The organism is Bacteroides sp. 2_2_4 (assembly GCF_000157055.1).
Lineage (GTDB): Bacteria > Bacteroidota > Bacteroidia > Bacteroidales > Bacteroidaceae > Bacteroides > Bacteroides ovatus.
On the sequence record NZ_EQ973357.1, the window covers coordinates 310,588 to 328,192 of the forward strand.

10 protein-coding genes and 1 pseudogene are annotated in these 17,605 nt (G+C 42.7%); all 11 read left to right on the forward strand.

Going from position 1 to position 17,605, the window contains the following annotated elements; translation table 11 throughout:
* The first annotated feature begins 11 nt into the window (after positions 1-11).
* Positions 12-1,580, forward strand: a complete 1,569-nt coding sequence (locus tag BSCG_RS20220; protein WP_004317017.1) for a RagB/SusD family nutrient uptake outer membrane protein — start codon at positions 12-14, stop codon at positions 1,578-1,580.
* 22 nt (positions 1,581-1,602) lie between these two features.
* Positions 1,603-2,499 (forward strand): putative zinc-binding metallopeptidase, encoded by an 897-nt coding sequence (locus tag BSCG_RS20215; protein ID WP_004317016.1) that lies wholly within the window; start codon positions 1,603-1,605, stop codon positions 2,497-2,499.
* Between the two features lie 12 nt (positions 2,500-2,511).
* A complete protein-coding gene (locus tag BSCG_RS20210; protein WP_004317015.1) occupies positions 2,512-3,828 on the forward strand; it encodes a DUF4302 domain-containing protein in 1,317 nt (438 codons plus the stop codon).
* 7 nt (positions 3,829-3,835) lie between these two features.
* A complete protein-coding gene (locus BSCG_RS20205; RefSeq protein WP_004317014.1) occupies positions 3,836-4,876 on the forward strand; it encodes a BACON domain-containing protein in 1,041 nt (346 codons plus the stop codon).
* Positions 4,877-4,879: 3 nt separating this feature from the next.
* Positions 4,880-6,013, forward strand: a complete 1,134-nt coding sequence (locus BSCG_RS20200) for a fibrobacter succinogenes major paralogous domain-containing protein (protein WP_008770520.1) — start codon at positions 4,880-4,882, stop codon at positions 6,011-6,013.
* Positions 6,014-6,049: 36 nt separating this feature from the next.
* Positions 6,050-7,177 carry an FISUMP domain-containing protein gene (locus BSCG_RS20195; RefSeq protein ID WP_008775283.1) on the forward strand — a complete coding sequence of 376 codons (1,128 nt, stop codon included), beginning with the start codon at positions 6,050-6,052 and terminating at the stop codon, positions 7,175-7,177.
* Between the two features lie 221 nt (positions 7,178-7,398).
* The gene (gene rnr, locus BSCG_RS20190) at positions 7,399-9,555 is read left to right on the forward strand and encodes a ribonuclease R (protein ID WP_004298552.1); all 2,157 of its coding nucleotides are present in this window, start codon (positions 7,399-7,401) and stop codon (positions 9,553-9,555) included.
* A gap of 84 nt (positions 9,556-9,639) precedes the next feature.
* Positions 9,640-10,119 carry a pyridoxamine 5'-phosphate oxidase family protein gene (locus BSCG_RS20185; RefSeq protein WP_008775284.1) on the forward strand — a complete coding sequence of 160 codons (480 nt, stop codon included), beginning with the start codon at positions 9,640-9,642 and terminating at the stop codon, positions 10,117-10,119.
* Positions 10,120-10,383: 264 nt separating this feature from the next.
* The gene (locus tag BSCG_RS20180; RefSeq protein ID WP_032849378.1) at positions 10,384-12,786 is read left to right on the forward strand and encodes a glycoside hydrolase family 3 N-terminal domain-containing protein; all 2,403 of its coding nucleotides are present in this window, start codon (positions 10,384-10,386) and stop codon (positions 12,784-12,786) included.
* A gap of 263 nt (positions 12,787-13,049) precedes the next feature.
* Positions 13,050-13,181 (forward strand): annotated as a pseudogene (locus BSCG_RS30865) (helix-turn-helix transcriptional regulator); the annotation flags it as partial.
* 96 nt (positions 13,182-13,277) lie between these two features.
* A complete protein-coding gene (locus BSCG_RS20175; protein ID WP_008775286.1) occupies positions 13,278-17,249 on the forward strand; it encodes a hybrid sensor histidine kinase/response regulator transcription factor in 3,972 nt (1,323 codons plus the stop codon).
* The last annotated feature ends 356 nt before the right edge of the window (positions 17,250-17,605 follow it).

Below are 17,605 nucleotides of genomic sequence, written 5' to 3' on the forward strand. Positions count from 1 at the left end.
TTATAAAAATGATGAAATACAGAAACGTCTTATATACAACACTCATTTCAGCTCTATGCTTGGGAACAACTTCCTGTAGTGACTTTTTAGATGAAATGCCGGATAACCGAACCGAATTGACTACTGAAGAAAGTATTACTAAAGTTCTGGTATCTGCATATCCTATGACTACCAACTGCCACATAGGAGAATTTTACAGTGACAATATCGATGAAAATAGCAGAGCATACAGCTACCTTTTCCGATTAAACGAACATTTGTACCGTTGGCAACAAACGACTGAAGAAAATCAGGACTCTCCTCATGCTTTATGGAATGACTGTTATAACTCGATTGCATCAGCCAACCAAGCCTTGGCGGCTATTGAGCAGATGGGAAATCCTCAATCATTATCAGCCCAAAAAGGCGAAGCTTTGATATGCCGTGCATACAATCATTTTGTATTAGCTACCACATTCTGCAAAGCGTATGGTACAAATGGAGACAAAGACTTGGGTATACCTTACATAAAAGAACCGGAAACATCTGTAAATCCACAATACTCACGCGGAACAGTTGCTGAAGTATACGAAAATATTGCAGCCGATTTAGAAGAAGGACTGCCTTTAATTGATGACAATATTTACTCACGGGTAAAATATCATTTTAATAAGAAGGCCGCTTATGCATTTGCAGCCCGCTTTTATCTATATTATACACAACCGGATTTTTCCAACTGTCAGAAAGTTATCAATTATGCCAATATAGTACTCGGTAATAATGCGTCCCAATATTTACGTGACTGGGCTGCATTAGGAGCTTTATCTCCCAACAAGAATATACAGCCGAACGCTTATGTAGATGCAGATAACCGTGCCAATCTAATGGTAATATCAGCAGCTTCATATTGGCCATTGGTTTCCGATCCGGGTTATGCCAACTGCGAAAGGTATTGCATGAACAATATTACTGCTTCGGAAAGTTGTAAATCCGAAGGTCCATGGGGAGATCAGTCAAGTTATCATCAGATCCCATTTTCACCCGGTGGCTCTATAAAGAACGGATTCCGCCGCTTAGTTATCTATCAGCAATTCACGTCGGGCAACAGTTGGATCGGCTATATGCTGTATCCTGCTTTTACCACCGACGAAGCATTGCTTTGCCGGGCTGAAGCCTACACGTTACTAAAACGTTATGACGAAGCTGCCGCTGATATAGATGCCTGGCAGAAAGCCTTTACAAAAAACACCCAAACTTTGACCAAGGAGACAATCAATGATTTTTATGCCCGACTAAAATATTACACACCGGAAGCTCCGACAGTAAAAAAGGAATTGCATCCGGATTTTGTAGTAGAAAAAGGAATGCAGGAGAATCTAATACATTGTATTCTACATGCAAGACGTCTGCTAACCTTAGAAGAGGGGCTTAGATGGCAAGATATAAAACGCTATGGCATTATAATCTACCGCCGCTATTATGAAGGTTATACCTTGGTGAATATCACCGACAAGATGGACACGAATGACCCCAGACGTGCAATTCAGCTACCGGCCAGTGTCATTACAGCAGGTATGCAACCAAATCCAAGAAATGACTAAATAACTTTAGGAGGAAAAAAATATGAAGAAATATATCATATACAGTTTAATCATGACATTGACCTGTGGACTGGGTGCTTGCAACAATGACGAAGACGTAGACAAAGCAAACAGCATTTTCTCCACAGAAGAAGTAGATCGTAACCCATTCGACAAATGGATATTAGGCAATTATACCCATCCATACAACATTGCATTAAAATATCGCATGGAAGATAACGAGAGCGACATGACACACATATTAGCACCTGCCGAATACAAAAAGTCTGTGGTACTGGCTAAAATTATCAAACATGTGTGGCTGGAAGCATACGATGAAGCAACAGGTAATCCGAACTTCTTACGCCAATATATTCCTAAGACAATCCACTTTATCGGTTCCCCCGCCTATGAAGACAATGGAACTATGGTATTAGGAACAGCTGAAGGCGGCATGAAAATTACATTATACAATGTAAATGACATCAATCCCGACCAAATAGATATTAACCTGTTAAACGACTACTATTTCCAGACAATGCACCATGAGTTCGCACATATTCTGCATCAAACTAAAAACTACGATCCGGCCTTTGACCGTATTACGGAAAATGCCTACATCGGTAGCGACTGGTATATGGTGGGAGCCGACCGCAATGCATGGCAACAAGGATTTGTCACTCCTTATGCAATGAGTGAATCACGTGAAGATTTTGTGGAGAACATCGCAGTGTATGTCACAAATACCAAAGACTACTGGAATAACATGCTGCAAAATGCCGGTGAAAACGGCCGTGCACTCATAAAGCAGAAATTCGAAATAGTCTATAGTTATATGGAACAAACCTGGGGAATCAATCTGGACGAATTACGCGAGATTGTTCTACGACGCCAGGATGACATAGCAAACGGCTATGTAGACTTAAGTATTATTGAATAAAATATGAAAATTATGAAGAAATATCTATCCATATACACACTTCTGGCATTGGCCTGCATTGTTTTGCAATCTTGTCTTTTCTCCGAAGAAGAAATATTCGACGAATCATCTGCCAATAGAGCCACAGCCGATGTAATCAAATGCCAGGAGATTCTTAAAGATGTGCCGAACGGCTGGAAACTGGAATATTACATAGGAAGCAACTATTCTGCAGGTGCAGTCACTTTACTAATGAAATTTGACGGGAAGCAGGTAGAAATGGCTTCGGAAACAGGCGCAGAAAGCTATAAACCGGGAACTATAATAACCTCTCTGTATCAAGTAAAATCGGAACAAAGCACAATGCTCACTTTCGATTCATACAACCCACTGATCCATATGTTTTCAGGTCCTTTAGGCCTGAACATGAACCTAGGAGGGGATTACGAGTTTATTATAATGAGCGCAACTCCCGACAAAGTAATTCTGCAAGGAAAAAAATACAAAAACATAATGGAGATGACGCCTATGCCCAAAGATATACCATGGCGTATTCAGATTGAAGATATCATTAACATTGAGAAAGATGCTTTTCTAAATACATACCGCATGGAGAAAGGCGGACAAGTACTGAATTACTTTATACGCAACAATGGCACAATGGCTACATTCTCCGCTTACAGCGCCGATTATAGTAGTGCAAGAAGTTTACCCTATATCTACACAGAAAAAGGATTAAAGTTACAATCCCCGTACAATGTCAACGGACTTGAAGTCCAAAACTTCAAATGGGATAGAAAGTCCAGACTATTTGTTTGTACCGACGCAGGAGCAACTGACATCGTACTTAAAGAATATTATCCCGAAAACTATCTACAATATGAAGACTATATCGGTACCTACACTGCAACGATTGACGATTATGACGAAGGGCCAACTTCGCAATCTGTAACCATCTCTCCTAAAGTCAGAGGAGAAAGTTATACACTGAAAAGTATTGGCGGATTCAACTTCACCCTCCAGTATGACAAAGCCAGCGGAAAACTAGTTTTAGATTCACAAAGTATAAGTTCGACTTCTTCATCGTCTTATTACTTTGCGTGCGCGGCAGGTGTGGAAGGCTATGCCCACACAGAATTAAGTCTGCCATCACGCCTACGCAACGGATTGGTAAATGTGACGACAAACAGCAACCCTTTCACTTTTTACTTTGCGGATAAAGCAAGCCAGGAAATTACATCATTGATAATCTGGGCTTATTCATCTGATGAATATTCAACCTCCGGACTAATGGGTTACTGGAGCTGGTATAACTCAATCTTAATGGTAAAAGAAAACGAAAGTAATTAATACGATTATGAGAAAGCTTTTTAATATATTCTTATTTGTACTTTGCAGCGTAGCAATAGCGGGATGCAATGATACGGAAAGCAGCGAATCCAAGTTAGAAATCAAAGCTGTAAATACTAATTTCCAAGCTACCGGCGGAAAAGGATACATACAACTTCAGTCAACAGGAAATATAACAGCAGATGTTGACGTCGATTGGTGTGTGCTGAAAGAAGTAAATCCTAATGAAGTGGTATTCGAAGTAAAAGAAAATACCGGGTACTCCGGTAGAAATGCTTTATTGACAATCAGTAACGGAGTAGAGACAGAAGCATTCAACATCAATCAATCCGGAGCTGTTTTCATCTTCGGCAAAGACGAATGGATGCTCCGTACCGACAATAAAGCAGCTACTCTGCCAATAAAACTACAAAGTTCTTTCGATTATACAATAGACATACCCGCAGAAGCTCAAGAATGGTTGTCATTTGAACAGAATGCGAAGGGAATAAATTTCAAGGTAAAAGAAAATACCTCCGGAAAAATGAGAGGAGCTATTGTCAATGTGGCAGCAAAAGACAGATCGGCTTCTTATCAGGTAATACAATATGATGTTGACGAGCTTACCGGAACATGGCAAGGTATGTTTTCAGACGGGCAAATGAATTACGGTTTGAAAGATGTCACCATTGAGAAACAGGAAGACGGAACATACCTGCTTTCAAACATTCTAACCGGATTGCCTTACAAACTGAAAGCAAAAGCCATAGACAATTGCCTGGCTTTTGGGGCCGGTCAAAACCTAGGAGTCTTCGAGGACAATTTATATCTCTCATTCGAAATTCTTAGCTCTGACCTATATTATGTAAAAGATCCTTCTGTAACAATCTCATTAGGCCCCGTAATGTTAACAGACGGAACATTCGTTTTCGCTTTTTCCGGAATAAAAGAAAGTGATCCTTTCGGTTTTGTTTTCCGGGTATATGAAGATGCAAAACTACAGAAAGTTATAGACAATCTGTCCATTTTTATTAATTGTATTCTATTTAAAGAAGACATAATCCAATAACATATGAAAAAGATACTATTAACTAGCTTTATCGTGGCATTAGGATTACTTGGTGCAAGCTGTAAAGATGACAACAGCACCGCAAGCGGAGGAGGAGAAATACTTCCGGACCAACAGGTAAGCTGTGAGATATTTATGCCGACTAACGGAGAAACCGTTATAATATCAGACAAACTGATTATCAGAGGAGAAGGAACGACTAACTATGGTAAAATTATCTCCGCTGAACTTAAAGTAGGAGGAGAAGTTATTACCGACATAAGTTCGGTTCCATTCTACTATGAATACACTTTCCCCAAGGAAGCTGAACCAGGAGAGTTGAAAATTGAATTAGCAGTCAAAGGAGATCATGAAGGCAGTGCTTTGGCAACTATTACTGTCACAACAGAACTCGGTGACAGACCTGCACCACCTCAAATCGGAGAAGACCTCACAGATACACGTGATGGAAATGTATACAAGACGGTACAACTTGCAGACCAGTTATGGATGGCAGAAAATTTACGCTATTTACCGGAACAGAATTTTGATATATCTTCAACAGCGCCCAAATATTATGTCATGTTCGACAGTGATATCAAAACAGACTTGGGAAAAGCTTATTTAAAAGCTTATGGAGCCTACTATAACTTACCTGCAGCACTTCAAGGTGAAACAGCATTAGGAGAAGATGAAACACGAAATATAAAAGGTGTTTGTCCTGACGGATGGCATATTCCGTCGCAAAAAGAATGGCAGACATTATCTAAATATGTTTTAGACTCCGGCATGGCCGCTATCATGAGTGATGGTCAAGTAGACGAAACAGCCATAGCAAAAGCTTTAGCTTCAACAACAATGTGGATGCTGCCAGAATATACAGAAATAGAACCTCAACCAACTTGGGTTGGCGTAGAAATGGAAAAGAATAATGCAACCTTGTTCAACGGTTTACCCATCGGATTCCGTGCATGTGCAGGTGACGAAGATTGGATGCATACCTGCTACAGTGCCGGCTGGTGGAGTTCGACAGCCGGAGTACAAATGGGACCTGAATTCGGTATCACCGTACGTTTATGGTCAGACCTCCACACATTTGTAACCAATGCAGAATTCAATCCGGGAGTAGGTCTTCCTGTCCGTTGTATCAAAGACTAACGATTATATTATTACTCACTAAATATAAATACATTTATGAAAAAATTTGGATTCTTTTTATTCGCAGTCTTAGGACTAATTGCTTGTGGTGACGACAACAACGACCCTACTCCCGAGCAACATGTAACATGCTCCATATCTGCACCTGCTGAAGGAGCTATGGTAAACATTGCAGAAAAAATGACAATCAAAGGAGAAGCTACGATTGACTCTGGTGAAATCTCAAACGTCACATTAAAAGTAGGAGGCAAAGCTATATCAGAAGTTACTGCTGTGCCTTTTAGCTATGATTATACATTTGAAGCTAACCAAGCTGAAGGAGCATTAAAAATTGAATTAACCGTCAAAGGTGATCAAGGAACAATGGCTACAAGTGAAGTTAACATCACTCTGACAAAGCCGGAACCCACTCCTGAACCAGGCGAAGGGGAAATGGTTGATTCACGTGATAACCATGTATACAAAACCGTAGAAATCGGTGAACAGACATGGATGGCTGAAAATCTGGCTTATTTACCTAAAGTAAATAAACCTGCCGCTGCCGCTACTTGCGAAGGAGAACCTCTTTATTTCGTTTATGACTACGATGGTGAAGATGTAAATGCCGCAAAAAATACTGAAACATACAAAACATATGGAGTTCTATATAATTGGTATGCTGCAATGAATAAAGAAAATGAAGAAGGGAAGGACGCAGATGCTGTACCAAGTGGAGTACAAGGAATCTGTCCAAGTGGATGGCACCTACCTAGTAAAGCAGAGTGGAAAATATTAGAAAATTTTGTAGCTGAACAATTACCCCCTGTTGAAGGAGATGTATGGGAAGATGATTTTGGAGACAAACACTCTGATCCAAATTGCAAGAATGTTTGGTCAGCATTAGCAGGTCTTGAAGGATGGGGTGCTTCCGGAAACTCCGACATGAACCCTGACTTGGCAAATGGACCTCGTAATACTTACGGACTTACAGTTATTCCTTCCGGGCAATGCTATCAAACAGGAAGCTTTGGCTGGTCAGAAAGTGGTGCTGATTTCTGGACCACAGAAATGCAAAGCCAAGGAGCAGGAAATATTACTTTTAGTAATAATAGCTATGGAATAACTTATTCTAAATATGGAATAACCCCCAAACGTGGTTTTCCTATACGCTGTATAAAAGACTAATTTAATAATATAAATCTCTCTTAAGTATACATAGAGGTGTGTCGGGATGACATGCCTCTTTTTCTGTTTATAAATAATCAAGCAATATTTCTCTATCGACTTAATACTTCACAGAAAAAAAAGCAAATCAAAAAATAAACAGACCTTGACAACAAACTAACCAAAAATTTGTTTACTTTGTATCCTATCAATGATTGAACTACTAATAAATTCCATATAATATGGCAAAAAAGAAAGAAAAGAAAGAGAAAAAGGCCGGCAAAAGAATGAGTAAGAAAGAGCTGGCAGCATTATTAATAGACTTTTTCCATGCCAAATCCAGCGAGACCTTGAGTATGAAATACATATTTTCGGAACTGCGTCTCACTACCCATCCGCAAAAAATGTTATGCGTCGATATATTACATGACCTTTTAGCTGACGATTATATTTCTGAAATAGAAAAAGGAAAATTCCGTCTCACCAATCATGGAACAGAGATGGTAGGCACTTTCCAACGGAAAAGCAATGGCAAGAATTCCTTTATTCCTGAAGGAGGAGGCGAGCCGATATTTGTAGCCGAACGCAATTCCGCACATGCGATGAATAACGATAAGGTAAAGATCACCTTCTATGCCAAACGGAAGAACAGAGAGGCCGAAGGAGAAGTCATCGAAATATTGGAACGCGCCAACGATACATTCGTCGGCACACTGGAAGTAGCTAAGTCATACGCATTCCTGGTGACAGAGAACCGTACATTAGCCAATGATATTTTCATCCCAAAAGATAAGCTGAAAGGCGGAAAGACCGGAGATAAAGCCATTGTGAAAGTAACCGAATGGCCGGACAAGGCAAAGAATCCTATCGGACAAGTAATAGATATATTAGGTCAGGCCGGTGACAATACCACAGAGATGCACGCAATTCTTGCGGAATTCGGTCTGCCGTATGTATATCCAAAAGCAGTAGAGACAGCAGCAGATAAGATTCCTGCCGAGATTTCAGCAGAAGAGATTGCCAAACGCGAAGATTTCCGTAAGGTAACAACTTTCACCATCGACCCGAAAGATGCCAAAGACTTTGACGACGCACTTTCCATCCGTAAACTGAAAGACGGATTGTGGGAAGTAGGCGTACACATTGCCGACGTGACACATTACGTAAAAGAAGGCAGCATCATCGACAAGGAAGCAGAAAAGCGGGCAACTTCCGTTTATCTGGTAGACCGTACCATCCCGATGCTTCCCGAACGGCTGTGTAACTTCATTTGTTCACTCCGCCCGAACGAAGAAAAACTAGCTTTCTCCGTTATCTTCGATATTACGGAAAAAGGAGAAGTCAGAGACTCACGTATCGTACATACAGTTATCAACTCCGACCGTCGCTTCACCTACGAAGAGGCACAACAAATCATAGAAACAAAAGAAGGAGACTTCAAAGAAGAAGTACTCACGTTAGATACGATTGCCAAAGCACTGCGCGAAAAACGCTTCTCTGCAGGAGCCATCAACTTCGACCGCTACGAAGTGAAGTTCGAAATTGACGAAAAAGGAAAACCAATCAGCGTTTACTTCAAAGAGTCAAAAGATGCCAATAAACTGGTGGAAGAATTCATGTTGCTCGCTAACAAGACCGTAGCAGAAAAGATAGGATGTGTGCCAAAGAACAAGAAAGCCAAAGTGCTTCCTTACCGTATCCACGACCTGCCCGATCCGGAGAAGTTGGAGAACTTGTCACAGTTCATCGCCCGCTTCGGCTACAAAGTGCGTACAAGCGGAACGAAGACTGATATTTCAAAATCCATCAACCATTTATTGGACGACATACACGGAAAGAAAGAAGAGAACCTGATAGAAACCGTATCCATCCGTGCCATGCAGAAAGCACGTTACTCAACCCATAACATCGGTCACTACGGACTAGCATTCGAATATTACACTCACTTTACTTCTCCCATCCGCCGTTTCCCGGACATGATGGTACACCGTTTGGTGACGAAGTATATGGACGGAGGACGCAGCGTATCCGAAGCTAAGTACGAAGACCTCTGCGACCACAGCTCGAACATGGAACAAATTGCAGCCAATGCCGAGCGTGCTTCCATCAAATATAAACAGGTGGAATTTATGAGCGAACGTCTGGGGCAGATTTACGACGGTGTAATCTCCGGCGTAACCGAGTGGGGACTTTATGTAGAACTGAACGAAAACAAATGTGAAGGTCTGGTCCCTGTTCGTGATCTGGATGATGACTACTACGAATTCGACGAGAAGAACTATTGTCTTCGCGGACGCCGCAAAAACAAAATATACAGTCTGGGAGACGCTATTACTGTTCGGGTAGCTCGTGCTAATCTGGAAAAGAAACAATTGGATTTTGAATTAATAGAAAAGTAAATTCACCACAGAGTACACTAAGAAATCAGGAAGTAAAAAGACTTCATGTACTCCGTGTCCTCTGTGGTAAGCCAAACAGCCATTATGAAAACTGTCATTATTGAAGATAAACAACGAATCGAATCCATTATTCTCCATTGCGATGCCTGTTTTGTAGGCATTACTGATTTGGAAGGTAATCCCTACGTAGTTCCGATGAACTTCGGTTATGAGAATGGCATCATATATCTTCATTCAGGTCCTGAAGGCAGCAAGTTGGAGATGCTGGAACATAATAATAATGTATGCATCACTTTCAGCGTTGGACATAAACTTGTCTACCAACACGAAAAGGTAGCCTGCAGTTACAGTATGCGTGCAGAAAGCGCGATGTGTCGGGGGCAAGTAGAATTCATCGAAGAGATAGACGAGAAACGCCGTGCATTGGATATTATCATGCGTCATTACACGGATAGTGAGTTCAACTATTCCGATCCTGCGGTACGTAATGTCAAAGTATGGCAAGTACGTATCGATCAGATGACAGGAAAAGTTTTCGGTCTGCGGGCCAACGAAAAGCCATGAAGCGGTTTTCCGGCTTTCGACAATACTTGAGTAGAGTATTCAACAAGCATTGTAGAGTATTTCCAAACTAATTTCTCTAAACAAAAGTTTAGTTCACTTTTACCCTCACACCCTCACCATTGCCTGTATCTCTTTATCCATCGACATTACAGCTGTGAGGGTAAAGGTGATTATAAAGACTATTCTATCCTCTCATATCAAATTCTTTTTGTATACTTGCAACATAAATAAAATAGATAAGTACTCTTGCAAAAAAAATAGATTATGAAGAAACTGCTATGTCTCGCCCTGTTAGTATCTGCCGGAAGTATCTACTCCGGTAGTATCTCGGCAAACAACAAACCTACTGATAACAAATCCTGCAACAACTCAAAGGACATATACAAAAAGACTTGGATCGACTTCAATAAAAACGGTATAAAGGATGTATACGAGGATCCCTCCGCTCCTATCGAAGCCCGCATCGCGGATTTGCTTTCGCAAATGACACTGGAAGAGAAAACCTGTCAGATGGCTACTCTCTACGGTTCGGGACGGGTATTGAAAGATGCGTGTCCTACTGCCGGATGGTTAGCGGAAATTTGGAAGGACGGTATCGGAAATATTGATGAGCAGGCGAACGGACTGGGTAAATTCGGTTCTGAAATCTCCTATCCGTATGCCAACAGTGTAAAGAACCGACACACCATTCAACGCTGGTTTGTAGAACAGACACGACTGGGTATTCCGGTGGACTTTACCAATGAAGGAATACGCGGATTATGTCACGACCGGGCTACCATGTTTCCCGCTCAATGCGGGCAAGGTGCCACGTGGAACAAGAAACTGATCCGGGAAATTGCGAAAGTCACTGCAAATGAGGCAAAAGCATTGGGATATACCAATATTTATTCTCCTATTCTGGATATTGCACAAGATCCTCGCTGGGGACGTGTGGTAGAAAGTTACGGAGAAGATCCGTATCTGGCGGGCGAATTGGGAAAACAGATGATTCTCGGTCTGCAAAACGAAGGTATCGTTGCTACTCCCAAGCATTTCGCCGTGTATAGCATCCCGGTCGGTGGACGCGACGGAGGTACGCGTACGGATCCGCACGTGGCCCCACGTGAGATGAAGACTCTTTATCTGGAACCTTTCCGCAAAGGTATTCAGGAAGCGGGTGCTCTAGGAGTGATGAGCTCGTATAATGATTATGACGGGGAGCCAGTTTCCGGAAGTTATCATTTCCTCACGGAGATTCTGCGTCAGCAATGGGGATTCAAAGGATATGTAGTATCGGATAGTGAGGCGGTAGAGTTTCTGCACACCAAACATCGTATCACCCCGACTGAAGAAGAGATGGCGGCACAAGTGGTCAATGCAGGATTGAATATCCGTACCAACTTTACTCCTCCGCAAGATTTCATTCTCCCGTTGCGTCGTGCTATCGACGAAGGTAAAGTCTCTTTGCATACGCTCGATCAACGCGTCAGTGAGATTCTGCGTGTCAAGTTTATGATGGGGCTTTTTGATAATCCGTATCCCGGTGATGACCGTCGTCCGGAGACAGTCGTACACAATGACGCTCATAAAGCAGTATCTATGAAAGCCGCTTTGGAGTCCGTCGTTCTTTTGAAGAATGAGAATCAGATGCTTCCGTTATCCAAGAACTTCAAAAAAATAGCTGTGATTGGTCCGAATGCGGAAGAAGTGAAGGAGCTGACTTGCAGATATGGTCCTGCCAATGCGTCTATTAAGACTGTATATCAGGGAATCAAAGAATATCTGCCTAACTCGGAAGTTCGCTATGCTAAAGGCTGTGATATTATTGATAAGTATTTCCCGGAGAGCGAACTGTACAATGTTCCATTAGATACACAAGAGCAGGCGATGATTCATGAAGCGGTAGAATTAGCAAAAGCTTCGGATATCGCTATTCTTGTACTGGGTGGAAATGAGAAAACGGTTCGGGAAGAGTTTTCACGTACCAATCTTGACCTCTGCGGGCGACAGCAACAATTATTGGAAGCGGTTTATGCAACAGGTAAACCTGTCGTTCTAGTGATGGTGGACGGAAGGGCAGCAACCATCAACTGGGCAAACAAATACATTCCTGCCATTATCCATGCCTGGTTCCCCGGAGAATTTATGGGAGATGCCATCGCTAAAGTTCTTTTCGGAGACTATAATCCGGGAGGACGTCTGGCTGTCACTTTCCCGAAATCTGTGGGACAGATTCCTTTTGCATTCCCATTCAAGCCGGGTTCTGACTCTAAAGGGAAAGTCCGTGTAGACGGTGCACTTTATCCTTTCGGATATGGTTTAAGCTATACGACCTTCGGATATTCAGACTTGAAAATATCTAAACCGGTGATCGGTCCGCAGGAAAATATCACTCTTTCATGCACTGTGAAGAATACAGGAAAGAAAGCAGGAGATGAAGTAGTCCAGCTTTATATCCGGGATGATTTCAGCAGCGTTACCACCTACGATAAAGTATTGCGTGGTTTCGAACGTATTCATTTGCAACCGGGTGAAGAACAAACCGTCAGCTTTACCCTTACTCCTCAAGACTTGGGATTATGGGACAAGAATAATCGGTTCACGGTAGAGCCGGGAAGTTTCTCGGTTATGGTGGGAGCTTCTTCACAGGATATACGGTTGAAGGGGAGTTTTGAGGTCCAATAAATAAATCCAAGACAGTCACTAAAAGCAATGTGAGGCAGCCTCTTACTATTTAGGGCACCTCACATTCTTTTTATTTCTCTTTCGTCAACTAGGATAGAGTTATAAGTTATACTTAATAAAACAAATAAAACCAGCATCTTTATAAGTTATGCTTAATAAAACTGACATATCTGTTTTGTATATCAACTATAAAAAGATGAAACTTATCAATAGCCCTATTTATACAGAGCGTATTCGTCGGTTCACTGTAAAAGGGGAGGACGTCAACTAAAGACATTGCGCAGTTCACCAATCTTACTATTCGTGGAGTAGAAACAGCCCGTTACCGAATAAGAAAGAAACTTGCCATTCCCGGAAATATAAATCTTGTTGATTTTCTAATTGACTTTACATAAGAACATTTACTGAATATTCCTTCTAATTTCACACCCCTATTCTGTTGGGATTTTCTAAAGAAACTTTATCTTTGTAATGTCAACAATTAAAAGAATATGGTTCGTTTTAATCTTGTTATCACCTTACTACTAATGATAAATATGGCTGTCAAAGCCGAACTGACCAACCGGATGTTCGATGTCAGGCATGTAGGCTATGCAGAAGGCCTTAGTAGTCAACGTGTTTTTTCGATTGTCGAGGATGGAGACGGTGCGATGTGGATTGCTACAAAAACCGGAATAGACAGATACAACGGTCATACGGTAAAGAACTATGATTTACCGGGCAGTTTTTATTATGGCGATCTTGCCGGACGCAGGCTTTACTTATTGTACGACGCGCAACAAGGACTGTTTGCCTACGACCATACCGGACGAATTTACCGATACTCCACCATCCTGGATCATTTTGAGCAAGTCCTCCACCTGGGACAATTGATTCAGGAAGAAGTCATCTTGAACAAACTCTGTTTGGATAGTGACGGAACCTGGTGGATGGGGGCGGATAAAGGACTATACAAGCAAGAAGCGGACCATCGTATAGTTGCCGTGCTGAAAGGACAATATGTCAACGACATCGCATTTGCCGGCGAGTCGCTTTTTGTGGGTACTTCTAACGGAGTCTGGCAACTGTCACACGCCCTGCCGGATAAGAAACGCCAGCTGCTGGAGGGGTGGAATGTACAAACATTGTTCTGCGACAAACCGAAAAAAGAACTCTGGATAGGCACATTTGGCAGCGGTTTGTCTGTGATGAACCTCGACACTTCCAAAGTGCTTGCGCTGGAGGGACAAGGGAGCACGTTCCTTCATCCGATACGAGCAATTACAGACTATGATGTACATACCATACTCATAGGCGTAGACGGTGGCGGTGTGTATGCGATAGACAAGGACACCAAGAAAGCCCGTTTACTGATGAATACCAAAGATGACACAGATACTTACCTGCGCGGGAACGGCATATATGCCGTAACCAGAGACGACCAGGGCAACATCTGGATAGGTAGTTATACGGGAGGCGTATCCGTGGCTATCCTGCTGAAACATCCCATTTCGATATTAGCACACGAAAAGGGAAATACCCATTCTCTCATCAGCAACAACGTGAATGATATCGAAGAAAATCCGGATGGCAACCAATGGTTCGCTACCGATGATGGAATCAGCATCCGAAACACCTTGTCAGGCACTTGGAAACACGTGCTGAAAGAAATCGTAACCATTTCTCTTTGCACATCCGGAAATGGGAACGTATGGGTAGGAACGTACGGAGACGGAGTGTATCTACTGGATAACAACGGACGCGTGTTACGCCATCTCACCAAGCAACAAGGGCAATTGACCACCAATTATATTTTCTCCGTCAGACAAGACATGGAGGGAGACTTATGGATAGGAGGTCTGGACGGATGCCTGATCATGTTTGAAAAAGAAAAAGGCAGCAGACGGTCTTTCGACGTGAATTGGGTACAATCCATTGAACCTATCGACCGAAACCGGGTAGCGGTGGCTACCGTCAATGGTTTCTTCCTGGTGGACAAACATACAGGGAATATACAGCACTATGCCAATTCCCAGGAATTTCACAATCAGAATGTCAGTGCTTATATCATCTCTACGCTGTTCAATGACGACGGAACCGTGTGGCTGGGAACCGAAGGGGGAGGATTGAATCTATATGACATGAAAAACCGGACGGTAAAGACTTTCACTGTTCAAGAGGGATTGCCGTCCAACGATATATATAGTTTGCAGCGAGACGACAAGAAACGCTTGTGGGTCAGCACCGGAAAAGGAATTGCCTTGATAGACAGCCTGCGCGTGTCGAACCTCAACTATGCGGGCAATATAGACAAGGAATATAACAAATCCTCATTTGCCCGGTTGATGAACGGCGAGTTCGTGTATGGCAGCACGGATGGTGCTGTCTTTATCATGCCACTCGACATTTCAACCGTAGACTACTGGACGCTCCTGCGTTTCACGGGACTGACGGTTGATTATCAAAACGTCCAGGAAGAAGAATCGTTGAGACCCGCCATCCATGATATGCTTGCCGACCGTGCGGTACGGCTCGGCTATAAATACAACTCGTTTACCGTTTCTTTTGAATCTATCAACTATCGTTTCCAGCGCGATATTGTCTATCAGCATATTTTAGAGGGGTATGACAATGACTGGAGCAAACCGTCTGCCGAGGGCAAGGCATCCTACACCAAGGTATCGCCGGGCACTTATCTTTTTAAGGTGCGCAGCCTGCGGCGCAGCGACGGAAAGACAATCTCCGAAAGCACCTTAGAAGTGAAAGTGAGCCAGCCATGGTGGAACTCGTGGTGGGCTTGGACTATTTACCTATTTATAATAGGCTTCGTTTTCTATTTCATCCTGCGCTATAAGAGCAACCAACTCCAAAAGAAATACGACGAAGACAAAATACGTTTCTTCATCGACACGGCGCACGACATTCGCACGCCGGTAACGCTTATCATGGCACCGCTGGAGGATTTGAACCGGGAACAGGATCTCTCGGACAAAGCCCGTTATTACCTGAATCTGGCTCATGAAAGTACCCGAAAACTCCATTCGCTCATCACACAGTTGCTCGAATTTGAAAAGGTAGACGCCCACAAGCCATCCTCTTCATCGGTTCCGCTTTGTCTGAATGAAGTTTTGCTGAAAGAAGTCTCCGTCTTCCGGTCTTTTTGCGAGAAGAAGCAGTTGACACTGAATCTGACCCAACCCAACGAATCCGTTTTCGTTTCAGCCGACAAACACCTGATAGAGATGTTACTCGACAATCTTCTTTCCAATGCCTGCAAATACACCATGCCCCAGGGAGAAATCAGTCTGGATTTGAAAGCCACGAAACGCAAAGCCATCCTTTCGTTGAAAGATAACGGAATAGGCATACCGAAGAAAGCGAAGAAGCACATCTTCTCCGATATTTACAGAGCCGAAAATGCCCGGCAGTCACAGGAAGAAGGAACCGGATTCGGACTGTTGCAGGTGCAGCGCATTGTAAAGATGCTGCATGGAAAAATCACTTTCTGTTCCGAGGAGGGCAAGGGAACTACTTTCATCGTAACATTGCCGCGAACCACCACCGTAGCCGAACCCGTGTCGCACGAATCATCCCTCGAACACCTTGCCGGCACATCGGATAATAACAGCCACGAAACGGATAAAATAAAAGATCCGGACGACCGGAATACATTGCTCATTGTAGAAGACCACGAAACTCTCCGTCACTACCTCCGCCAGACCTTTGAGCACCTCTATCGGGTGATTGATGTTGCCGACGGACACGAAGCTATCGCCTGTCTCGCCAATGAATATCCGGATATCATCCTCTCCGACGTCATGATGCCCGGCATACGGGGTGACGAGCTTTGCAGAATGGTCAAGGAAAATCCTGACACATCAGGTATTCCGGTCGTTCTGCTGACGGCAAAGGCTAACCACGAAGCAATAGTGGAAGGATTGAAGAAAGGCGCGGATGATTATATCCCCAAACCATTCAGTACAGAGATACTGAAATTGAAAGTACAAGGATTGATTGACAATCGAAACAGGCAACGGCAGTTTTTCATGCGGCAAGCCATCGCTCAAGTAGAGGCGGGCGGCAAACGTGACGACAATGAAAGCAATGAAAACAATGAAAGTATCGACAACAAAAACGTAACGACAGCAAGCGAAACAATGGCCGAGGGTGATCGCCGGTTTATCATGCAAGCTACCCGGTTTGTTCTTGAACATTTGGATGAACCCGATTTCAACATCAATCTCTTATGCCATGAAATGGCAATGAGCCGAACACTATTCTACAGTCGCCTTAAATCACTGACGGGAAAAGGGCCGCAAGAGTTTATTCGTATCATCCGGCTACAAAAAGCTGCCGAACTGCTGAAAGAAGGTAAAAGCGTAACCGATGTCGCCGCCGAAACCGGATTTGTCAACACGAAGTATTTCAGTTCATTGTTCAAGAAACAATTCGGGATGCAGCCAAGTAAATATAGTGGGAAGTAGACAAGCATTCATGTTCGGTTTTGAATTAAAATTAGCTCGTTTCCGGTACAGTAATGCACTGTTTCAGCCTATTCTGACAAGGGTATATTCTCACTGCAATGAGAAAAAGTTCTCATTATAATGAGTATTTCTTCTCATACCTATGAGTATTTTTTCTCATAGTGATAAGTATACTTGAGAATGTTTACGGAAGTTTTTTTGAATTATAATTATATGAGTTTACCTCATTTCCGTACCGTTCTTAATTAAATGGGAATTTTGCAGTTAAATGAGAAATTATCGGTTAAATGAGAATTTATCGGTTAAATGGGAATTTTGCGGTTAAATGGGAATTTAGCAGTTAAATGGGAATTTAT